19 protein-coding genes and 2 pseudogenes are annotated in these 21,520 nt (G+C 62.0%); 10 read left to right on the forward strand and 11 right to left on the reverse strand.

Annotated elements, in window-relative coordinates; all coding sequences use genetic code 11:
• The first annotated feature begins 295 nt into the window (after positions 1-295).
• Entirely contained in the window at positions 296-1,255 is a 960-nt protein-coding gene (locus AC5RUU_RS07945) for a heme o synthase (protein ID WP_493974665.1), read from the forward strand.
• Here AC5RUU_RS07945 and AC5RUU_RS07950 read toward each other — a convergent pair.
• The 4 genes and pseudogenes from AC5RUU_RS07950 to AC5RUU_RS07965 form a co-directional block, all read right to left on the reverse strand.
• Positions 1,242-1,634 (reverse strand): FCD domain-containing protein, encoded by a 393-nt coding sequence (locus AC5RUU_RS07950; protein ID WP_493974666.1) that lies wholly within the window; start codon positions 1,632-1,634, stop codon positions 1,242-1,244. The two genes, AC5RUU_RS07945 and AC5RUU_RS07950, sit on opposite strands and share 14 nt — an antisense overlap.
• 40 nt (positions 1,635-1,674) lie before the next feature.
• Positions 1,675-1,971 (reverse strand): GntR family transcriptional regulator, encoded by a 297-nt coding sequence (locus AC5RUU_RS07955; protein ID WP_493974667.1) that lies wholly within the window; start codon positions 1,969-1,971, stop codon positions 1,675-1,677.
• A 142-nt stretch (positions 1,972-2,113) separates the two neighbouring features.
• Positions 2,114-2,731, reverse strand: a pseudogene (locus AC5RUU_RS07960) (GntR family transcriptional regulator); the annotation flags it as partial.
• A gap of 43 nt (positions 2,732-2,774) precedes the next feature.
• Positions 2,775-2,930: a hypothetical protein gene (locus tag AC5RUU_RS07965; RefSeq protein WP_493974668.1), complete on the reverse strand. Its 156-nt coding sequence runs from the start codon at positions 2,928-2,930 to the stop codon at positions 2,775-2,777.
• A gap of 302 nt (positions 2,931-3,232) precedes the next feature.
• On the opposite strand from AC5RUU_RS07965, the pseudogene AC5RUU_RS07970 reads away from it, so the two are divergent.
• A pseudogene (locus tag AC5RUU_RS07970) lies at positions 3,233-3,623 on the forward strand (transposase); the annotation flags it as partial.
• 357 nt (positions 3,624-3,980) lie between these two features.
• Here AC5RUU_RS07970 and AC5RUU_RS07975 read toward each other — a convergent pair.
• Complete coding sequence (locus AC5RUU_RS07975) at positions 3,981-4,655, reverse strand: haloacid dehalogenase type II (RefSeq protein ID WP_493974669.1); 675 nt, start codon at positions 4,653-4,655, stop codon at positions 3,981-3,983.
• A gap of 97 nt (positions 4,656-4,752) precedes the next feature.
• Positions 4,753-5,937, reverse strand: a complete 1,185-nt coding sequence (gene solA / locus AC5RUU_RS07980; protein WP_493974670.1) for an N-methyl-L-tryptophan oxidase — start codon at positions 5,935-5,937, stop codon at positions 4,753-4,755.
• Positions 5,938-6,105: 168 nt separating this feature from the next.
• Here solA and AC5RUU_RS07985 point away from each other — a divergent pair, with 168 nt between their 5' ends.
• Together AC5RUU_RS07985 and AC5RUU_RS07990 are read left to right on the forward strand one after the other, a co-directional pair.
• Complete coding sequence (locus AC5RUU_RS07985; protein ID WP_493974911.1) at positions 6,106-7,008, forward strand: LysR family transcriptional regulator; 903 nt, start codon at positions 6,106-6,108, stop codon at positions 7,006-7,008.
• 242 nt (positions 7,009-7,250) lie between these two features.
• Positions 7,251-7,598, forward strand: a complete 348-nt coding sequence (locus tag AC5RUU_RS07990) for a cupin domain-containing protein (RefSeq protein WP_493974671.1) — start codon at positions 7,251-7,253, stop codon at positions 7,596-7,598.
• Positions 7,599-7,728: 130 nt separating this feature from the next.
• Here the strand turns inward: AC5RUU_RS07990 and AC5RUU_RS07995 are convergent, their stop codons facing one another.
• On the reverse strand, positions 7,729-8,088 hold the full coding sequence (locus AC5RUU_RS07995; protein ID WP_493974672.1) for a cupin domain-containing protein: 360 nt from the start codon (positions 8,086-8,088) through the stop codon (positions 7,729-7,731).
• 321 nt (positions 8,089-8,409) lie between these two features.
• Here AC5RUU_RS07995 and AC5RUU_RS08000 point away from each other — a divergent pair, with 321 nt between their 5' ends.
• From AC5RUU_RS08000 to AC5RUU_RS08020, 5 genes are all read left to right on the forward strand, one after another.
• Positions 8,410-8,772: a cupin domain-containing protein gene (locus AC5RUU_RS08000; protein ID WP_493974673.1), complete on the forward strand. Its 363-nt coding sequence runs from the start codon at positions 8,410-8,412 to the stop codon at positions 8,770-8,772.
• A gap of 153 nt (positions 8,773-8,925) precedes the next feature.
• Complete coding sequence (locus AC5RUU_RS08005) at positions 8,926-9,615, forward strand: aspartate/glutamate racemase family protein (protein WP_493974674.1); 690 nt, start codon at positions 8,926-8,928, stop codon at positions 9,613-9,615.
• A 32-nt stretch (positions 9,616-9,647) separates the two neighbouring features.
• Entirely contained in the window at positions 9,648-10,931 is a 1,284-nt protein-coding gene (gene otnK, locus AC5RUU_RS08010) for a 3-oxo-tetronate kinase (RefSeq protein WP_493974675.1), read from the forward strand.
• A complete protein-coding gene (otnC, locus tag AC5RUU_RS08015; RefSeq protein WP_493974676.1) occupies positions 10,913-11,557 on the forward strand; it encodes a 3-oxo-tetronate 4-phosphate decarboxylase in 645 nt (214 codons plus the stop codon). The genes otnK and otnC overlap by 19 nt, the downstream gene beginning before the upstream one ends.
• A gap of 49 nt (positions 11,558-11,606) precedes the next feature.
• Complete coding sequence (locus tag AC5RUU_RS08020; protein ID WP_493974677.1) at positions 11,607-12,764, forward strand: NAD(P)/FAD-dependent oxidoreductase; 1,158 nt, start codon at positions 11,607-11,609, stop codon at positions 12,762-12,764.
• Between the two features lie 227 nt (positions 12,765-12,991).
• On the opposite strand, the gene AC5RUU_RS08025 is transcribed toward AC5RUU_RS08020, so the two are convergent.
• The 4 genes from AC5RUU_RS08025 to AC5RUU_RS08040 form a co-directional block, all read right to left on the reverse strand.
• Positions 12,992-13,186, reverse strand: a complete 195-nt coding sequence (locus AC5RUU_RS08025) for a hypothetical protein (RefSeq protein ID WP_493974678.1) — start codon at positions 13,184-13,186, stop codon at positions 12,992-12,994.
• Positions 13,187-13,329: 143 nt separating this feature from the next.
• Positions 13,330-14,817: an NAD-dependent succinate-semialdehyde dehydrogenase gene (locus tag AC5RUU_RS08030; RefSeq protein ID WP_493974679.1), complete on the reverse strand. Its 1,488-nt coding sequence runs from the start codon at positions 14,815-14,817 to the stop codon at positions 13,330-13,332.
• Between the two features lie 86 nt (positions 14,818-14,903).
• Complete coding sequence (locus AC5RUU_RS08035; protein WP_493974680.1) at positions 14,904-17,813, reverse strand: FAD-binding and (Fe-S)-binding domain-containing protein; 2,910 nt, start codon at positions 17,811-17,813, stop codon at positions 14,904-14,906.
• A gap of 55 nt (positions 17,814-17,868) precedes the next feature.
• Positions 17,869-18,528 carry a GntR family transcriptional regulator gene (locus AC5RUU_RS08040; protein WP_493974681.1) on the reverse strand — a complete coding sequence of 220 codons (660 nt, stop codon included), beginning with the start codon at positions 18,526-18,528 and terminating at the stop codon, positions 17,869-17,871.
• Positions 18,529-19,123: 595 nt separating this feature from the next.
• Between AC5RUU_RS08040 and AC5RUU_RS08045 the strand changes: the two genes are divergently transcribed.
• Positions 19,124-21,436: a SulP family inorganic anion transporter gene (locus AC5RUU_RS08045; RefSeq protein ID WP_493974682.1), complete on the forward strand. Its 2,313-nt coding sequence runs from the start codon at positions 19,124-19,126 to the stop codon at positions 21,434-21,436.
• Positions 21,437-21,520: the final 84 nt, after the last annotated feature.

Genomic DNA, 21,520 nt, shown 5'->3' on the forward strand with positions numbered 1-21,520 from the left:
CGGGAATGCGTTTTCCACTGCTTCCTTGCTGCGTGCTGATCTGGTGACAGCTTAGCTCTATTCCACTCTTCGGGCGGGGCAAATCTCACGTTTTGGACGCAATTTCGCCTTTTATGAACCACCCCGAAGTGAGGCTGAGTTAATCTGCTCGAATTGGCGTTCGAGCGATCAATTGCGCATATCGGGCGGCCGGTGGGAGGGTAGCGGCGCGGTATGATATTCCGAGGCCAATGCCGGGCGGCGGAACTTTCCAGCCCGTAGCTGCACCGCCAGACACAACTGCTACACAGAACGGGTGACTGCCACCGTGAGCACAACAGATACGCCGCTGAACGCATCCCGCGCATCAGGCGCCGGGTTTGCCCGTAAGGCCAAGGCGTATCTCGCGCTCACGAAGCCGCGCGTGATCGAACTGCTGCTGGTGAGCACGCTTCCCACCATGATTTACGCGGAACGGGGCTTCCCCTCGATCGGACTGATCCTGGCCACCCTGGTCGGTGGCGCGTTCGCCGCAGGGAGCGCCGGGGCGTTCAACTGCTACATCGACCGCGACATCGACAAGCTGATGCACCGCACTGAAAACCGTCCCCTGGTTACCGGTGAGGTCACTCCGCGCGAAGCTCTGGTTTTCTCCTGGGTCCTGGGCGCTGCCGCCATAGCCATACTGTGGTTCGGGGCAAACCCGCTGTCCGCCTGGCTGGGATTGGGCGCCATCTTCTTCTATGTGGTGATTTACACGATCATCCTGAAGCGCCGTACCGCGCAGAACATTGTGTGGGGCGGGGCGGCCGGATGCTTCCCGGTACTGATCGCCTGGGCTGCAGTCACCAACACCGTTGAATGGCCGGCCGTCATCCTCTTCATGGTGATCTTCCTCTGGACGCCGCCGCACTACTGGCCTTTGTCCATGCGCTACGGCGAGGACTACCGCAACGCGAACGTACCCATGCTCGGTGCCATAGCCGGCGCCAAAGTGGTTTCAGTCCAGGTAGTGCTGTACGCCTGGGCAATGGTGGCATGCTCGCTGCTGATGGTTCCGGCGGGCGGGGCGGGCTGGGTCTACACCGCAACGGCTGTCCTGGCCGGCGCCTGGTTCCTCTACGAATCGCACTCGCTGTACAACCGGGCCCAGCGCGAGGACATCTCCGACAAGCGGGCCATGAAGGTATTCCACGGCTCCATCAGCTATCTGACCTTGCTGTTCATCGCGGTGGCTGTTGACCCGTTCATCGGCCCTGCCGTCATGGCAGGCTAAGTCCGGCGCCTGCCGGCACAGACCCGCTTTCCCCGGCGCATCGTCTTCCGGGACAGCTTACGTCTGGTCTAATTTTCGGCGCGAAGCGCATTGGGAACTGATTGGTCATCTCCTGGCGGAAGCCGTCGATGTCATCTTCCAAAGCGAACGCAGCCAACCTCTCGTGCTCAACGGCGATTTCCTGGAGGTCGTTGTACGTTCGATGGTCGACCGCGAAGTAGAGACGAAGTTTGTTCTCCCAACCGTGCCACAAAGCGTGCAGGGCCGCGTTCCCCGAAAATTCGTAGAAGAGCCTGTGGAAGCGAAGGTGAGCGTCAATGCTGGCCGGGATGTCGTTGGTGTCCGTGGCCCGGTAAAGTTCCTCGATGGTTTGCTTCAATCGACGCCGCTCAGGACCGCGCAAGGTTTCGGCCGAAAGCTCAGCAGCGTAAGGCTACCAATAAGCGGATTGAGGCGATCTCGGCGACGTCGCGGGCACTGACCTCCACCACGAATGATCCCCGGAAGGGGATCTTCACGACCAGGCCCTCCTCCTCAAGCCGGGTCGGCGCTTCACGAAGCGGGGACCGGCTGATTCCGAGATCGGCAGCGATGTGCGTCTCGCGCAGTTGTCCGCCTGGAGGTACGGTTCCGTCGAGGATGGCTGTACGCAGCGCGTTGTAGACGCCGTCCGGCGTCGTCGTCGGCTGTTCCTGCCATTCGAACTTGCGGTCCATCGGCTCGGCCCCGCCTCCCTCGTCGACTGTCGATATACAGGGCTCGCACTGCGGCGGGAGAATTCTTCCGGCGCTGATAAGTTTTGTCCTGCTGAATTCCAGGTAGGTCCTCAGCTGCTTTTTGCACAGGCCGTTTTATGGCCCTGAGGAGACCTTTCCTGTCGCCCGCCTCCAGCAGATCCAGGATGTTTTGGTGCTCCTGCACCAGAACGTCCAGCCGTGGATAGGAGACTCCCAGGTCGAAGATACACATTCTTGATTCAGCCGCGAGTGTCTTATAGATACGGACGAATCGGGAATTTCCCACGCCGGCAACGAGCGCCGAATGGAACTGCATGTCCAGCCCTGCAATGGTTTGCAGGTCGGGCGATGCCACTTGCTTCGCCATTTCACCCAGAATCTGCTTCAGCACTTCGCAGGTGTCTTTGATCTGCTTCGGGCTGCCGACCACTAACCTGGCGGCGGCCGCGGTTTCGATGGAGGCACCAACCTCGTAGATCTCCCTGAGGTCATGCGTATCGACTTCCTTGACGAACACTCCGTAGTTGCGCCGATAGAGGAGGATCCCCTCCTGGCACAAACGCTGGAGTGCCTCCCTGAGGGGACCTCTTGATGTGTTGAGCCGACTTGCCAGGAGGGATTCGTTGATCTGTCGCCCGGGGCGGACGGATCCTTGAACGATTTGCTCGCGCAGCTCGTCGGCGATCAACTGGGCGGTGGGTCTTCCTTCCAGTGCAAACAGCCCTCCTGGTGCCGGCATTGACACCCCCTCATCTCACTCACGCTTCTGCCTACTACATTCTTCAGACGGCTATTGCGGTGTATTTGTACTCGAGGAATTCTTCGACGCCGGTCTTGCCGCCTTCGCGTCCCAGCCGGACTGCTTGATCCCGCCGAACGGTGCTTGCTTCGTCCCGTCCGTACCGGTACCAGTGCGGAAGGGCGCGATGTGCACTCATGGACTCATACTTTCTTCTCTTGCGGACAGGTGGGTTAACTCGCCTTGAACCGTTCCGGGCGGACGAAGTCCAAACCGTCGAAGGTCTGCTTGCACCCCGGCCGTCCAGGGTCGCTTTGACGGTTACGCCGTCGACGGCGGGCGCCCCGTACATGGAGCGGTCCTCGTGGATGCGGATGAAGATGGGAAATTTCTCGGGTGAGAACTGGGTCGCGGGGACTGTCTGAATAACGGTGTGTGGGGTCCGGCCTGATCCGAAAGGAGACGGCCGTGTCGGAGTCCACGACCGAGATGACAGGGGTGATGATCGATCCTGTGACGGGAGAGATCATCGATCAGAAGGAACTGGCGGAGCGGTTGCTCGCGCAGGCCAAGGAACAGGGCGTGAGCCTGGTCGGCCCGGGCGGGCTGCTGAACCAGCTCACCAGGGAACGTGCTCGAGACGGCACTGGAAGCCGAGCTGACCGAGCACCTCGGGCACGAGCATGGCCAGACACCGGTCGCAGCGAACATGCGCAACGGCACCAGGTCAAAGACCGTGCTGACCGAGATCGGCCCGGTCGAGATTGAGGTGCCCCGGGATCGGGACGGGTCGTTCGAGCCGGTGATCGTTCCCAAGCGGAAGCGGCGTCTGGACGGGATCGATCAGATCGTGTCGAACGTCACGAATTTCGGCTTGGTTTCAAATGCCATAGTTTTTCCTCCATTCCAGTCCTTCGTCGATTGTCGACGAACGGCTCTTCGGCTGTGTAGTCGATTGTCGATCGATACTAGCCGGGCGAGATGCTGTCAATGGATTTTGGCATTTTCGAAGAGGCGAGCTGCACAGCGGGAGTAGAGCGTACCGGCAGGGCTACCTTCGCTGCATACAGCATCAAACGAATCACATATAGCTCAAGGGCCTGAGCCCGGTGCAATACCGTGCTCAGACCCTTGAGGCTTATGCCTTTGTCTGTCCGTAAGGGCAGCCGTTGTTGACTGCACTAAAACGGCCCTCCGCAGGATCCGCCGGCGGACGCATAAGGCGCTCCGCCGGGCCTGATCATCCCGCTTAGAGTCCGAGCTGCTTGTTGAGCTCGTCCAGGGACTTCACGGTGGTGATGCCGTATCCCTCTGCGAAGGGTTCAGCGCCACGGTCGAGCATGACGAGGTCCCGGAAACCGATGTTGTGCATAGGGATGTGGTCGTACAGGGGATGCGAGGAGACATGCAGGAAGTCCTCCGGGGTGGCATTGAGCTGGTCAAGCATGTACTCGAATGCCTGGAGTCGCGGCTTGTAGGCCCGTGCCTGCTCCGCGGTAAACACGGCGTGCCAATCTGCACCGAGCTTGGGGATGCTGATGTCCAGGAAGCTGTTGTCCGCGTTGGACAGTGCCACCAGCTTGTAGTTGTCGCCCATGAGCTTCAGGGCAGCCGGGACGTCGTCGTGGGCAACGGAGTTGCGTACAGCGTCAGCGAGCTCTGCGCCGGCACCGGGGGTCGGCCCTATGCCAAAACGCTTGCTTGCGCGGTCGAAGGCACTTTGCAGGATCTGCTCGTAGGGCTTGTACTCGCCGTTGACTTCGTCGAACCTGTACGCGCGGAACACTTTCTTGAACTCAAGCCACCGCTCTTCGGGGATACGGCCATCGAGCAGGCGCTGTGTGGTGGGATAGATGTTGAAGTTGATAAGCGTGCCGTAGACATCATAAGAGATGTACTTAGGCCGGAAGTTCGTGTTTGCCATGATTGATCCATTCCTTGTTTATGGTGTGTTTTTCTAGGGGCGTAGATTCGAAGCGACGGTGATAGGTAGCCGATCTTCCTCGTTGATTGTTTGACACTTAGCTCAGAGCCAATGAAGTGAGTCGCGTGTCCGGTCCGAGGAACCTGGCAGGGTCCATGAAGCTGACGTCCGTGGCCGTTGTCCCGTCCAGCAGGAGGTCGGCGGCAATAGCTCCCAGTGCAGAGGCCATCTTGAACCCGTGCCCGGAGAAGCCGGCTGCCACGACGACGCCCTCCATTCCGGGCACTGTGCCGAACAGCCCGGTGGCGTCTGGTAAATGACCGTCCGCACATACGGCAACCCGTACCGGCTCTGGAATCAGTCCCGGGATGAATTCCCGTACCCATGCCCGGATGGTGTCCAAGTGCTTAGGGTCCCAGGTAGGAGGCTTCTCCATGGATTGAACCTCATCCAGAAATATGCTCGCGACGACTTTCACGGTCCAGCCGTCAGCACTCGGGAATCCGTAGAATTGGGCTTTGTCAGGCCTTCCGGCTTCCTCCGCCCTCCTCAGGAAGACCGCCATGTCTTCCCTGCAGAACCTTGCCGGGTCTGCGGCCGGGAACCAGGTAAGGATCTGCGGCAGAACGGAAAGGTGAACACCCAGTTCCTTACACACTGCCCCTGCACCGTTGCCTTGCGAGACGATAACCCGGGAGGCAACGATTTCTTCTTGATCGGTCCGGACGATGTACCGGTCACCGTACGTCTCAACGCTGTGCGCTTTCCGGTTTCCCAGGAAGCGGGCACCAAGGCGGGAAGCTTCTGCCAGGGCGGCCGTTACGGCCTTCTCTGACTTCAGGTAACCTCCCTCGGGATCGAGGATCGTCACGTCCGTATCCCTGATCACATGTTCGGGATACTTCTCCCTGGCTTGGTCGCCCCGGAGAAACTCAAAGTCGAGGCCATTGTCTTTGCCTGCCGCAAGGAGGGATGCCAACCGTGGATTGTGCTCGTCATAGATCGTGAGGGCGCCCGTAGAGCTGAGCAGCTGGGTGCCGCTGACCTTCTCCAGGTCACGCCACAGATCCTGCGACGTCTGCAGAAGGGGTGTGTAATGCCCACCTTCTGCGTATACCTTTCGGAAAATGCGCGATTCCCCGGCGTAGGCAGAAAAAGGTCCAGGGATGGAAAACCTGTCTACTCCAATGACCCGCTGACCACGGGAGGCCAGCTGCCAACTCGCCATGCTTCCAACAGAGCCAACCCCGACGATTACAACGTCCGTTTCGAGTGCAGTCATGCTTCTACCTTGCTTTCCCTATTGCAAGCCGTTTTCCCGTATCCGGGGCTGCCCCTGAAGGGGCGCACCGTCGGCTGTGCTTCCAGTCAGACCAGCGTATGCCACAAGAAGACGCAGAATAAGGGCCCATGAGACAATGCATTGTTTCCAATAACGAAAGAAGCGATGATGGATCTCACGTCGATCGATGACTTGGAGTTTTTTGAACAGATTTCCCGTTCCCAGAGCCTTACTGAGGCCGCCAGGAACTGGGGAAAGTCGGTGTCAGCAGTGAGCAAACGCCTTGCCGCGCTTGAGGCTCGGCTGGGGGTACCACTGGTCCGGCGCAGCACCCGTCGACTGACCCTCACCGAAGAGGGGCAGCGCTACGCGGCAGGCGCCTTGGCCATCCTGCAGCAGAAAACTGACCTCGAAGAAGCCCTGTCCGCGCAGCACGGTGAGCTTAAGGGACGCATTAGTGTGCATTCGTCCCTGGGGATCGGCCGCAAGCACATTGCACCGCTCCTGGGCGAGTTCGTCCGACAGCATCCGTTGATCCGGATAGACCTGGAGCTTTCCCCGCTGCCTTTGAATATCTCGGGTACGAGTTTCGACATCGCCATCCGCGTCGGAGGGTTGTCGGACTCCAGGCTCAAGGCGAAACTCCTGGCGCGGAACCGGAGGATTGTGTGTGCGGCGCCGAGCTACCTTGAAAGCGCCCCGCCGCTGCGGAACATTAGGGATCTGGAACGGCACAACTGCATCGTCCTGCGTGAAAACAACGCCGACTACTCGCTGTGGCGTTTCGGCGAGAAGGAACAGGAGTACGTTGACGTCACAGGCAGCATGATCAGCGACGATGGGGATGTAGTGACGGACTGGTGCATGAAGGGCCTCGGCCTTATCATGCGCTCCACATGGCATGTCAACCGGCTGATCCAGCAGGGTGCTCTTCAGCAGGTCCTTCCAGAAGTCCCCACGCCCAGCGCTGACATTTTTGCTCTCTACCCCGCCATGGACAGAACACCGCGCAGGATTACCGCGGCAATTGAGCATCTTCGCCAGGGGCTGGCGGCGAGGATAGGTTCTTAGCGAAAGCCAGTTCTGACGGATGGCTCCGATGATGGAACGTGGGACCAGATTTGCGGTGCTGCGCCCCTAAAGCCCATGCGGCAGGGCTGATTCACTCCGGAGGCGGGCACCGAGTGAGCTCTTGAAGGGCCACGGCCGTTAAGCGCTTATCGGTGGGCGCTTTTCTACGGGTAACGCAATAGACGCCTGGTGGTCCATGCAGTAAGATCGTCAACAATACACAATCTAGTGGAAGGAAAACTGTGCGTCCGTACGTATACGTCCCCGCAGACAAGATCCAGGGCGAACTCGAACCCAACGGCCACCGCGCCGGATACGACTCGGGTGATCCCAAGACAGCAATCCTTAAGTTCGACACGGCCGTCAAGACCGGTGTCTGGGAGTGCCAGCCTGGTGGCTGGAACATAACCCCCCGCGAGGACACCGAGCTGTGCTACATCGTGAGCGGTCGAGTAACCGTCACCGACGGCGACACCGGCAACGTCTACGAGGTCAAGGCCGGCGATGTGGTCGTGCAGCCCAAGGGTTGGTCAGGCCGCTGGGAGGTCACCGAGACCATCCGCAAGGTCTACTGCCACGGCTTCGACTGAGCCCTCCTGGCCTGAACAGGCTGCCGACACGCGGGTCGTCCCTCCTAAGGGGCGGCCCGCGTGTCTTTTCGGGAGGGGATCAAACTCGCGTCGTTGGGCAGACGGATATCCTCCAGGCAGCCGGTCGCTCTTAGGCAATCGGGGCGTGAGCGTCCTTAACTACCCACATCTTGCGGACCGTTTCGTGGATTGTCCATGTGCCTTCCCAGCCCACGGGCATTACGAGCAGAGTTCCCGGACCAATATCAAAACTGGTGCCATCCGCTTCAGTGATGGTGGCAGAGCCACTCAGAATCTGGCAGATCTCGTCATTTTGCCGGATTGCCTTGGACACTCCCGGAGTTGCCTCCCAGATGCCCACCTTGAAGTCGTCCCTGGCCCAGAGGCGAAAGGACACGTCCGTCTGGCCCGGCGTAACCGAATTTTCCTTGGGCGTGTGCTCGCCCGGGTCTGCCGTAGTTGCGTCACCCATAACGGTCGCCTTGACCATAGCTGCTCCTTCTCGTCGTTCTTCTAGTCGCTCATCCCGCCGGCACGATTTGGGGATCGCCATGCATCCGGTCAAACGAGCGTACTAGACAAGAAGATTAGAATTATCGTCACTTTGAGCAAGGCATTGTTTCTCCAAGCGAAAAAAATTCGCAATACGGTTTGATTTTCAAGCTGCAGGTCGAGGCTTTGCTTCTTTCGTTTTCAGAAATAAAGCCTTGCCTCAAGGGTCGGTATCCTCCATCTTTTTGTCTGATACGTTCGTCAAACCGGAAGCAATTGCCGCCGGCACTAAACGACTGAACGACGAGAAGGAGCAGCCATGGTCAAGGCGACCGTTATGAAGGACGCAACCACCGCAAATCCGGGGGAGCACAAATCCAAAGCGACATCAGTTACTCCCGGCCAGACGGAAGTGTCCTATCCCCTTTGGTCCAGGGACGACTTCAGAACGGGTATCTGGGAGGTAACTCCGGGGGAGTTCAAGAGCACCCGGCCCGGCTACGACGAGATCTGCCAGATCTTAAGCGGGTCCGGCACCATCACTGAACCGGATGGCACCAGCTTTAACATTGGTCCGGGCACTCTGTTCGTGACTCCTGCGGGCTGGGAGGGCACGTGGACTATCCACGAAACGGTCCGCAAGATGTGGGTTGTTAAGGACGTTCCCGCTTCGACCGACTGAGCGGCCTGCATGGGACCCTTCCCCTCGCGACGCTTCCAGAAGATCCCGAAGGTTCCAGCTCGCTCGGCCGCTCCGACCAACAGAAAGAAGATCATGAACCCCTCGAACACCATGGATCGCCTTGCCTCGTCGCTGGCCATGGACATATAGACCGTGAAAGCCCAGGACACGAACAACACTCCGGTGCTTGCAATGCTGCACACGGTCCCCGGCCTCGTACCGGGCATGGAAGCCCTGGCCGCGGGCACGGTTCCAGGCCTCCGCGTGTTGCATTACGTGGACGAGTCCTTGCTCCAAGACACTATTGTCCAGGGATCAACGCCAGATCATGTTCGACGGCGGCTGGTCCACTATGCCCGTTACGCGGAGGAATCCGGTGCCCAGGCATTGTTGGTGAGCTGCTCCTCCATCGGCGAAGCGGCAACCGCCGCCGCGGACTTTGTCTCCATCCCTGTCCTTCGCATCGACTCTCCGATGGCCGAGCTCGCGGTAGCATCCGGTGACAGGATCGGCGTGCTCGCAACCTTGTCTGCGACCCTTGGCCCCACCACCCGGCTGGTTCAAGAGTCAGCAAAAAGGCAGAACAAAAAGCCCGCCATCACGGCCAGAATAGTCGACGGCGCTTTCCCGGCCCTGCGCTCAGGTGACCGCGCCATGCATGACAGGTTGGTGCTCGCCGCTTTCTCAGAACTGGCAGCGGAGTGCGACGTCGTCGTCCTCGCCCAGGCGTCCATGGCTCGGGTCATTGAGCACACTCAGGACCAACCGGAAGGACCCACCGTCCTTGCTTCCCCCGACTCCGGAATGACCCAGCTCAGCACTGTTTTCGCTTCCAAAGACTGATGAAAGACGTCACTGCCCAAGAAGGACTGACTATGCCGAACACTCATATGACAGCGAATGCCCCATGGCTGGGAGTCATCGCCGATGACTTCACAGGTGGCTCCGACGTGGCCGGCACCTTGGTGGGGGCCGGGATGCGGGTACTGCAGACCTTCGGCGTCCCGGATCCGTCGATGCAGCTGAACGACGTTGACTGCATAGTTGTTTCCCTGAAAACCCGCAGCGTGCCTGCCGCAGAGGCTGTAGAAGAGTCCCTGGCGGCCGCACGGGGCCTCAAATCCCGCGGCGTCCAGCAGCTCTACTTCAAATACTGCTCCACTTTCGACTCCACCCCGGAAGGCAACATCGGCCCAGTAGCCGACGCCCTGCGCAATGAGTTCGCGGCAGGCCAGATCACAGTCGTCGCCCCCGGTACTCCTGCACTGCGCCGGACTGTGTACAACGGTGTGCTGTTCGCAGGCGCGGACCTGCTGCAGGAATCATCCATGCGCCACCACCCGCTGACCCCGATGACCGATTCGAGCGTGCCGCGGCTGCTCCAGGCCCAGACCAAGAACCTCGTGGGCCACATCGGCTACAGCGTCATCGAAGCCGGCGCCCTCGCAGTTCAATCCAAGCTCCAGGCCCTGAGCGGACAAGGTACCGGGTACGCAGTAGCCGACACACTCAGTGACCGCCACCTGGCAGTCCTGGGCGCTGCACTGATCGACCACCCGCTCGTTACCGGCGGATCAGGCCTGGTCGGAGGACTGGCGGCTGCCCGCGGGTTTCAGGCCCAGCCCGAATGGGAGCGTGCGGCCCGGCCAGCGGGCCCGGCTGCGGTCGTCGCCGGCAGCTGCTCGGAGATGACGAATGTCCAGATCGACACGTTCCGCCAGTTCCGTCCCTCTTTCCTGGTCGACCCGATCGCCATTGCCGAAGGACGCGACGTCGTTGCCGAAGCGCTGCTGTTCGCGCGGGAAAATCTCGCGGACGGCCCGATCCTGATCCATTCCACGGCCTCGCCACCGGAAGTCTCGAGGGCGCAAAGGCAACTTGGCCAGGCCCGGGCCGCGGCAATAACCGAAGATAGCCTCTCCACCATCGCCGAAGGGCTCGTCGGCCTGGGGTGCCGGCAACTTATCGTTGCCGGAGGCGAAACCTCCGGAGCTGTAGTCCGCAGGCTGGGCATCACCACAGCCCATGTTGGCAAGGAAGTCTCTCCCGGCGTCCCATGGCTGAAAACGGAAACCGACCCCAAGCTCTCCATCCTGCTCAAGTCAGGAAACCTCGGGAAGCCGGAACTCTTTCTTGATGCATGGGACCACAACCGGTGAGCGACCTGGACAGCCGCAATGAGCTTGTCCGACTGGCCAGGTCCCTGCACCAAAGAGGACTAACCAGGGGAACATCCGGAAACCTCAGCCTGCGTGTCCGAGGTGGAATGCTGGTCACCCCCACCAACGCCTCCCTGGCTGAACTCACAACAGACGATCTGGCAATGGTCGCCGACACCGGGGAACACCTGTCCGGAGCCCGGCCCTCCAAAGAGGCATTCCTGCACCTGGCCATGTACCGGGCGAGGCCACAGGACCGTGCCGCAGTCCATTTGCATTCCACCTACGCCACTGCGCTTTCATGCCTGGACGGCCTGGACGATGATGACGTTTTGCCGCCCCTGACCGCCTACTTCGTGATGCGGGTCGGACGGCTGGTCCGGTTGCCATATTTCGCGCCCGGCGACCAGGGCTTGGCCGAGGCTGCCGAGAAAACCGCAGAATCTACCCGGGGCCTGCTGCTGGCGAACCACGGACCTATCGTTTCCGCGCCTTCCCTCGCACAAGCTGTTGACGCGGTTGAGGAAGTAGAAGAAACAGCACGACTCTTCTTCCTCCTCCAAGGCCACGCGACGCGGCCCCTTCAACCCGCCCAGGTCGCCAAGCTCTCCGCAGCCCGCTCATAACCAGGGGCATTGCGCTATCGGGAACCGCACCACCCCTAAGGAACTGTCAATGAAAATAGCCGTCCTCGGAGCAGGGATTATTGGCGTGTCCATAGCCGCCGAGGCAGCTGCACGCGGGGCTGATGTAACGCTGATTGATAAGAACGCCCCGGGCTCCGGGACTTCCGCCATCTCTTATGCATGGGTCAATTCCAATGGCAAGGAACCCATCGGTTACTACGAACTGAACCGCGCCGGCCTGGAGGCGCACCACCGGCTTGCCGGGAGCGGCGCGGACTGGTTCAGGCCCAATGGTCACGTCGAATTCGCAACGAAGCCCGAGCACGCCAATAGACTCCAGCGCCGATTAGAACGGTTGGGCCAGTTGGGGTATGGAGCCACAGCCATCAGCAGCTCAACTGCCAGCGAGCTCATCCCGGACCTGATCATTCCGGAGGACTGCGCCGCCGTAGCGTACTTCCCGGCAGAAGCACACTGCTATCCGGCCCTTTACATACGTCACCAACTCCGGCGTGCCGAGCACTTGGGTGTTCGTCTCCGGGTCGGAGCGGCTGTTGAATCATTTGCCGAGACTACTGAGGGCGTGAATGTCATCCTCAGCAACTCCGACTGCTTTCTCGTGGACAAAGTAATCAGTGCCGTAGGACGGTGGACGAATGACATCACCGCAGCCGCAGGACTGGGCCCGGTTATCGCGGAATACCAGGAACCGGGCGATGTGACAGTAGGGTCTCTTGCCGTTACGAACCCCCTGCCGGTAGCCATAGACCGGGTTCTGACCAGCCCAATGCTAAACGTCCGCCCCGCGGGCGGCGGGCGCTTGCTGTTGCAGGCGCTCGATCTTGACTCGACCGCCGCAGTTGAGGACGTCCCTGCAACCAGTTCTGATTTGGCGCGCGAGTTCACCAGCCGGCTCCAGGAGATCCTGAAGAACACAAGAAATGCCCGCATCACCGAACTCCATGTCGGAGTCCGAGCCATGCCGGCTGACGGGCACAGTATTATCGGCACCGCCCCATCCAGGCCCTGGCTTTACCTCGTCGCCACCCATAGCGGCGTGACCCTGGCCCCGTTCCTGGGACCGGCAGTCGCAGCTGAGGTATTTGATGAACCTGAGGCGCTTTTCGATGACTTCCGGCCCGCCAGGCTCCTGGACAACCACGCCCACCAGGTCCTGGCCGCACCCCGCCAGCCCGGGCAGCAATGATCCTGACAGACAAGGGCCAGGACACTAACCCGCTGTGCTTCCTTTGCTGAGGGCAAGGAGTTTAAGGTCGCGCGAAACAGCGCCTATCGCGGCGGCCCGCGGGGTGTAATGGGGGAGCGGGTCGTGGAACAGCATCTCCGGCCCTTGTGGAGACGGGGCTTCGGCAAGAGATGGGCTTGGCGTCGTTGAGCTCGGACCCGCGGGCGCAGTGTATGCGGCTTTAGTCATCACAACGCACCCAGGTGAACGTGGGTAACCAGAACGATCGAGCCCAGGGCAACGATTCCGGCAGCGACCTGCAACAGCGGCATGCTGGACTTTTCCTTGCTGTCTGTTTTTACCCGGAGGCCGTTGAACCCGCAGGAAAGCACTGCGCTGGTCACAATGCCGGCCGCCGCGATGACGATCAGGATGAGCATCACACCCACGCCCTGCATGCAGGTGAACGACGATCTTGTGGCATCTCAATTGCCTTTCTCGCCCCGTGTGGACGCCCACTACTTATGTGTGAGACCGGCGCCCTTACAGGCGCCGGTCTCAACGATGGTGTACTGGCGAGCGGGTACTAGGCAGTCGGGCGTCGAGCCACGTTGTAGAAGCGGATGTTTTCGTATTCTTCGAGGCCTTCGGCGCTTCCCTCCCGTCCGAGGCCTGACTGCTTGATGCCGCCGAAGGGCGCGGCAGCATTGGACGGTACGCCTTGGTTGATGCCCACGATTCCTGTCTGGAGACGATCGGCGACGTTAAGGGCGCGGTCGAGGTTCTCGGTGAATACATAGCCGGCCAGGCCGAATTCTGTCGCGTTGGCCCGGCTGACTGCCTCCGCTTCTGAACTAAACCGCTGAATCGCCGCGATGGGGCCAAAGATCTCGGACTGGGCAACATCGGTATCTTCCGTGACCCGGTCCAGGACGGTCGGGGCAAAGAAATGGCCGGCCGAGTCGTAGCCGTGGCCGCCTGTCAGCAGTGTGGCGCCCAGCTTCACGGCATTCTCGGTGTACGCCTGCATTTGGGCTACTGCCCGATCGTCGATCAATGCCCCCAGTGCAGTCTGCTTTCCGAGGCCACTTCCGACGGCGACCTGGGAGAAGCGTTCGGTGAGCGCGGACACGAAGTCATCGGCAATCCCGTCCTGGACGTAGATGCGGTTGGCTCCAATGCAGGACTGACCGCCATTGCGCAGCTTCGCCGCAAACGTTCCATCCACCGCCCGCTGAAGATCGGCGTCGTTGAAGACGATAAGTGGTGCATTTCCCCCGAGCTCCATCGAGCTGCGGAGCACATTCCGGGAGGCAAGCTCCAGGAGCTGGCGGCCCACCGGCGTTGACCCGGTGAACGAAACTTTCCGGACCCTTGGGTCAAGCAGGACTGCTTCGCTGAATGCTCCTGACTTTGATGTAGTGATGACCTGGATCAGTTCTTCAGGAACCCCTGCCTCAACGGCGAGCTGTACCGCGAAGTACGTCGTCAGGGGAGTGAGGGTCGCAGGCTTGATGACGACTGGGCAGCCTGCTGCCAGTGCCGGTGCAATTTTTCGGGTCGCCATGGCCAGGGGGAAGTTCCAGGGCGTAATCAGCACGGCCAAGCCCACGGGGGAGCGGCGGGTCAGGAGGCTCGCGCCTCCGTCCGGCGTTTCCCGGAAGTTCCCTACCGGGCGCACCGCCTCTTCGGCGTACCAGCGGACGAAGTCGGTGCCGTACTTGACCTCGCCGCGGGCCTCTGCGAGCGGCTTGCCCATCTCACGCGAAATCAGGTGGGCCAGATCCTCGGTGTGGGCAACGAGCTTGTCGTACCAGGCGTGCAGCACGTCGGCGCGCTGACGAAGAGTGCTGTTTGACCAGTCAGCTCCTGCCGCGTCGGCCTTCCCAACAGCTTCCAGTGCAGCCTCGACATCAGCGTCGGGGACATGGGCTATGGTCTCGGCCGTGGCAGGGTCCTGGACAGTGATGCCTTCGGCGGGCAGGTTGATGGACTGGATGACGGCATCGGCGTGGCGGAGGCTGTCCGGGTCTGCCGCAATCAGCGGCGCAGCGACGTTGGTTGTGAGGCTCATTGGTTCTCTCTTTCGGTAGTGGCATGCTCAATGACGGTGGCAAACAGGGTGAGTTCGGTGATGGTCATGGGGGTTGATTCAGTTTCCTAAGTGTTCCCGGGGACGGTGTTCCGGGGGTCAAGGAGTTCGGCGAGGTGAAGGCTCTTGCGTTCGGGTTCCAATTGCTTGACCTGCATTGCACAGCTGAAGCCGTCGGCAAGGACAGGCGTGTCTGCCGAAGTGCTTTCAAGGGCAGGAACCAGTGCCTGTTGAGCCACCCTCATGGAGACGTCGTAGTGGCTGGCTTCGAAGCCGAAATTCCCCGCCACGCCGCAACAGCCTGTTGCCTCCGCGACATCAGCTACTCCGAGGGCCGCCAATGCTTTCCTCTGTACTGTCGCTCCAAACGTCGAGTACTCGTGGCAATGGGTCTGGACCGTTACCGCGGATGGCACAGCCTGGGGTCGCCAGCCGTCATCCACCCATTGCTTCACGGCTGCGGCGAAACTCTGGATCCGGCGTGAAACGCGTTCGGCGGCTTCGGTGCCGAGAAGCTCGGGACCGTCCTTTTTCAGCGCTGCGGCACAGCTGGGCTCGATGACAACGATGGGTGCGTCGCTGCCGTCGTCGAGCTTGGCCACAGTCCTGCCCAACACCTTCCTGGCAGCGTCCAGCTGGCCCGTTGAGATCCAGGTCAGGCCGCAGCAGGCATCCGTTTCGCAGGAGACCTGCCGTCCGGTGCCTTCGATAACCCGTGCCGCGGCTCCGGCCACCTCTGGCCGGAAACCCTTCGTGAAGGAGTCGACGAAGAGCACCGTGTCCGCGGCTGCCGGGGTCTTTGCGAATGCTGCGAGCGCTTCGCGGAGCATCTTCCCGGAGGCGAACGCGGGCATGGCCCGCTGCGTAGTGAGGCCGCCGGCCGCAGACACCACCTTTCCAAGCGGGCTGGCCAGGACGGCATTGACCAACGGGCTGATGCGGGACGTGAGCTTCAGCCACCTGGGCAGCCACCCGAGCGAGAAGTGCGACATCGGCCGGAGCTTGCCCTCGTAGTAATGCGAGAAGAACTCCGATTTATAGCTGGCCATGTCCACGCCTGCGGGACAGTCGTTGGAACAGGCCTTGCATGCCAGGCACAGGTCCAGCGCCTCGCGGACATCTTTTGACTTCCAGCCTTCGTCGATGGTCCGGGCACCCCGGACCATGTCCTGGAGCGCCCTGGACCGTCCTCGTGTCGAGTCCTTCTCGTCGCCTGTGGCTCTGAAGCTCGGGCACATGACCCCGCCGGAGTCCGAACGGCACCGACCGACGCCGATGCAAGCCTGGACAGCATGCACCCAGGGATCGGCTCCGGCCGCGGCAGCCTCGACGGGACGGAGCTCGAAGTGCGTTCTCCACTCGCGTTCGGGAACCCCCTCAAGCGCCAGGTTGGCGTCAAACGGATCCGGCTCGATGATCGACCCCGGATTCAGGATCCCTGCCCCATCCCATAGCCTGCGGTATTCCTCGAAGGCTGCGAGCATACCGGGGGAATACATGTGCGGAAGCAGTGCTGAGCGGGCACGTCCGTCACCGTGCTCTCCGGACAAGGAGCCTCCGTGGCGGACAACCAGCTCAGCGGCGGCCTGCGTGAACTTGCGAAACACGCTGCGGCCTTCTTCCGTGCGCAGGTCGTAGGTGATGCGGATATGCATGCATCCCGCCCCGAAGTGTCCATACATGATCCCAGTCAGCTCATACTCGTCCAGGAGAGCCCGGAAGTCGGCCAGGTAGGCTGCAAGGTTCTGCGGGGCAACGGCGGAGTCCTCCCAGCCGGCCTGGGATTCGCCGCCGCTGGCAGGCCTCGACGACAGGCCTGCGCCGTCTTCCCTGACCCGCCACAATGTGGCCCGTTCAACAGGATCCGGAACGGCACAGCCATCGACCAGGCGGCCGTTCGCAGCGAGCCGTTCCAGCAGCAGGTCGGCTTGGCGGGCCACTTCGTCCGGGTCGTCGCCGTCGAGGTCGACGTACAGGAAGGCCTTGCCCCGGGGAAGCCCCAGGACGGAATCGTCTCCGCGGCGCAGCCGCATGGTATCCACAATGGCCTCATCGATGCCTTCGACCGCTGCCGGCGAGAAGTCAAGGATGGTCTCGATGTCCCTGGCAGCATCGACTACGTCGGCATAGCCGAGGCAAACCAGCAGTGCACTGGATGCCTTGGGGACCAGTTTCATGCGGGCGCGGACGACGACGGCGCAGGTTCCTTCGGTGCCAACCAGCGCCCTGGCAATATTCAGGCCGTTCTCCGGCAGCAGATTGGCGAGGTGGTAGCCGGAAACCTGGCGCTGGATGCGGCCAAGCTCACGACGGAAAGCAGCCAGGTTGTCCTGGGCGAGCTTTTTCAGGTCTTCGCCCAGCTGGAACGCGCGCGATACGGAGTAACCGTCGGACGGATGGGTGGCCCTGATGCCGGTTTCTGATGCGGTGAGGAGGGCTCCATCGGAGGTGACGACGTCGATCTCGTGGACGTGGTCGGAAGTCCTTCCATAGCGGACCGAATGGTTGCCGCACGCGTCATTGCCGATGGCGCCACCGATGGTGGCACGGTTTTTTGAGGACGGGTCGGGGGCGAAAGTGAGGCTCCCGCCCGTCGCGCGTTCAGTTTCGCGGGTGAGCCGGGCAAGCACCACGCCGGCTTCGACGTCTGCCGTTCCGTTCGTTTCATCGATGGTTATGATCCGGTTCATGTTCCGCGAGAAGTCCAGCACGATCCCCGGGCCGATGGCGTTCCCAGCCATGGACGTACCTCCGCCCCGGCTTATCAGGGCAGTTTTCGTTTCCCGGCACACCGCCATGGCGGCGACGACGTCATCGACGCTGCGCGGAAACACAACACCGACAGGCGGGATCCGGTAGTTGGACGCATCGTAGGAGTATGCGGCCAGCCGGTGGCCGGAGGCCTCCACGGGCACACCCGCGGCCAGAAGCCTTTCCAGGACCGGTGCAGGTTCCGGGGCGGTGAACGTTGAATGCATGGTGCGCTTTCCACTGGGGTTTCATGGAACGGTGTTGGTGGATCGGAAAGCCGGCTTAGTGCGCCCTGGAGGGTTCTTCCGTAATCCCGGTGCTCAGGAACGCTTCTGCGTCGTCAAGGTGGGCCGCCCAAAGCTCCAAGGCGTCTTCCGGAATGCCTGCGATCAGGGCATTCAGAAGCACAGTATGTTCATCGTGCAGCGTGGATACCTCGAGGTACCGGGGGCGAAGAAGTGCCATCAGGAGGCGGATCTCTGTGGAGATCGTCTGAAAGAGCCTGCTGAGCCGCGGCGAGCCCGCAGCAGACACGACTGCTGTATGAAAGCCCATGTCAGCTTGTGCCGCAGTTTCCCAGTCCTGTTCATCCCTGACCTCTGAAAACCTCGCCAGGGATTTCCGGATTGGCTCCGTATCGGCGCCTTGGCAGACCGAGCGGACCGCCTCAAATTCGATGAGTCGGCGCACGCGGAAGATGTCGGCGACATCCTGGGCGGAGAAGCGGCGGACCCTTGCGCTCCGTCCGGTTTCACGTTCCAGGAAGCCGTCGGCGATGAGGCCCTGTACCGCGACCCGGGCAGTGGGCCTCGCCACGCCCAGCTTTTCGGCCACGTGGCTGTCCTTGACCTGTGCTCCCGCCGGATAGTCGCCCGCGAGCAGGCTCCGTTCCAGCCGTGTACGGACGGCGTCGGCAACTGTCACCGCTTCATTGATCGACATAGCAAAACTGTATAACAGCTATACAGTTTCCGCCAAGAAGGAGTGCGGTGCTCCGGCTTTCAGTCGCGGCAGTCGGGCCAGAGCTGCTCGCCGTCTTGAATGCAGTTACCGGAGTTCCATGCCTGTGGGGTAGCGGATGGAGTCCATGTCCCGGCGGGGCAATTGAGTCCGCCCGGCGCTTTGACGTCCGTGCCCGTGCATGCCGGCCTGCCGGGGGCCTGGCGCTCTGCCCTGCGTTTCATGTCAGGCCGCCGGGCGTTCAGTGGTGCTGCCGACGACGGCGGACATTGCTCCCAGCGCTGGTGTGTGCTTCATAGCTCTTCTGCTCCACGAATATCGCTTGTTGCGTTTTGCGCCGGCGGAGCGGTTTGGTCCCGTCGGTGTGCTGCTGAATCAGCATGCTCCCGCCGGATCAAGACTTCCCATGGTTCTTGATAGGGCAAGTGCAATTCTTGGGCAGAATCAGCCACATGATGCGCCGGCCCTCGGCGGACAGCGGCGTGACGACTTTTGTCATATCGATCACGTTTTATGTCACTGATCGTGACCGCCTGCATACTCTGGAATGGATCCTGCCCGCAAGCAAAGGAAATCCATGGCACAGGCATTCGATCCGACAACCGCTCCGAGTCACCGTCCGCCAGCAGCTAAGCCCTCCGCAAGCACAAACAGATCCCGGACCCCGCACTTCCTCAAACACCTCCGCACGGATGTTCCGGCGTCGCTGGTGGTGTTCCTCGTAGCCCTGCCGCTCAGCCTGGGCATCGCCGCTGCCTCTGGCGCACCAATCATGGCCGGTCTTATTGCTGCCGCAGTGGGCGGCATTGTGGCTGGGAGCCTGGGAGGTTCACCCCTCCAGGTGAGCGGTCCCGCCGCCGGATTGACAGTCATTGTGGCCAGCCTGGTCCAGGAATTTGGCTGGCAGGTGACGTGCGCCATCACGGCCGCTGCCGGCGTTGTCCAGCTGCTGCTGGGTATCAGCCGGGTGGGCAGGGCGGCTCTGGCTGTCTCGCCAGTCGTTGTGAAGGCGATGCTGGCCGGAATCGGGATCACCATCATCCTGCAACAGATCCACGTCCTTCTCGGCTCCCAGCCGGCCGGTTCCGCCCTCGAGAACCTGACCGGCCTTCCGGGCGCCTTCACAAACCTTGAACTCCATGCAGCGCTGCTCGGGCTCGCCGTGGTGGCAATCCTGCTGGTCTGGAAACACCTGCCACCAGCGGTGCGCCGGATTCCGGGGCCGCTTGCCGCCGTCGTGGCGGGCACCGCCCTGTCCGTGGCGTTCGCCCCCTCCGTTGAGCGTATCTCGTTCACCGGATCGATTTTTGACGCCGTGGCCCTTCCGCAACTGCCCGACGGCAACTGGCGCGCCGCAGCGTTCGCCGTGCTGTCCATGGCGTTGATCGCCAGTATCGAATCGCTCTTGTCCGCCGTCGCCGTCGACAAGATGCAGAACGGTCCGCGCACCAACCTGAACCGGGAGCTCATGGGCCAGGGAGCTGCCAACATCGTCTCCGGTTCGCTGGGCGGACTTCCGGTGACAGGCGTCATCGTGCGCAGCGCCACGAACGTGGAGGCAGGTGCTTCCACCCGCGCCTCCGCCGTCCTGCACGGTGTCTGGGTCCTGACCTTCTCGGCGCTCTTTGCCGGCCTCATCCAGCTGATCCCACTGGCGGTCCTGGCCGGGCTGCTCGTGGTGATCGGTGCCCGGCTGATCAAGGTGGCCGATATCCGCACCAGCCTCCGCACCGGGGACCTGCTGATTTATGCCGTCACCCTGCTCTGCGTGGTCTTCCTCAATCTGCTCGAAGGCGTCCTTATCGGCCTGGCACTGGCAGCGGCCAGCGTGCTGTGGCGGGTGTTGCGGGCGTCCGTCAACGCACACCAGCCTCTGCCGCCGTCGGTCCTGTGGCGCATCACCATTACCGGATCGTGCAGCTTCTTTGCCTTGCCGCGGCTGAACCGGGTGCTGCATTCCGTGCCGGAGGGCAAAGACGTGGTGCTGGAACTGACCGCAGACTACCTTGACCATGCCTTCCGTGAAGCAGTGATTGCCTGGCGCAGGCAGTACGAGGCCGCCGGCGGGACCGTCCTGGTGGAGGAGCACGGAAACAGCCTCTTCCGCGATGCGGCCCACCAGGTCCCCAAGCGCCAGGAAGCGAGCGAACTTCCGCTGCCGCCCCGGAACTCCTGGCAGGCCGGGGAAACCCACCAGGACGGGGGAAGGGAGCCCCGGCGTTCGATCCTGATGGGGGTCAATAAGTACCACCGCCGTTTTGCTGACAAGGTCCGGCCCATGGTGCAGGACCTGGCGGGCGGCCAGAACCCCGACACGCTTTTCGTGGCATGTGTGGACTCGCGGGTGAACCCCAACCTGATCACCAGCAGCGGACCGGGTGACCTCCTGACGCTGCGGAACATTGGCAACGTGGTGTGCCACGACGGGCAGGACCGCTCCATTGATTCCGCCCTGTCCTTCGCCGTCAAGGCCCTGGATGTGGACTCGATCGTGATCTGCGGCCATTCGAACTGCGGGGCGATGAAGGCGGTCATCGAGGACGCCGCCGGAACAGCGAACAGCTCCCTTGGTGCCGGGTTTGACTCCTGGCTGGACCATGCGCGGCCGAGCTACGGGGAACTGGAGGCTGGCCATCCCGTGGCGGTGGCGGCGGCCGCAGCAGGCTACGGCGCAGTGGACCAGCTGGCAATGGTCAACGTTGCCGTGCAGCTTGCCAAGCTGGAAACCCACCCCGTGGTTGGTCCGGCCCTTGCCCAGGGCACAGTGCAGGCGACCGGCCTCTTCTACGACATCGCGACGGCGCGGGTACTGCTGGTGACGACGTCCGGGATCGAGCACCTGGACGCGGCACGGGCAGCGGAGCCGGCAAGCGCCGCTTCCCTACGGTGACCCGGGGCCGGTGGCTCCGGTAGGGCATGAACCGAAGCCACCGCCGCCAGATGCAGAAAGCGCCCCGGTTCGCGGAACCGGGGC

This window comes from Arthrobacter sp. K4-10C (assembly GCF_059090085.1).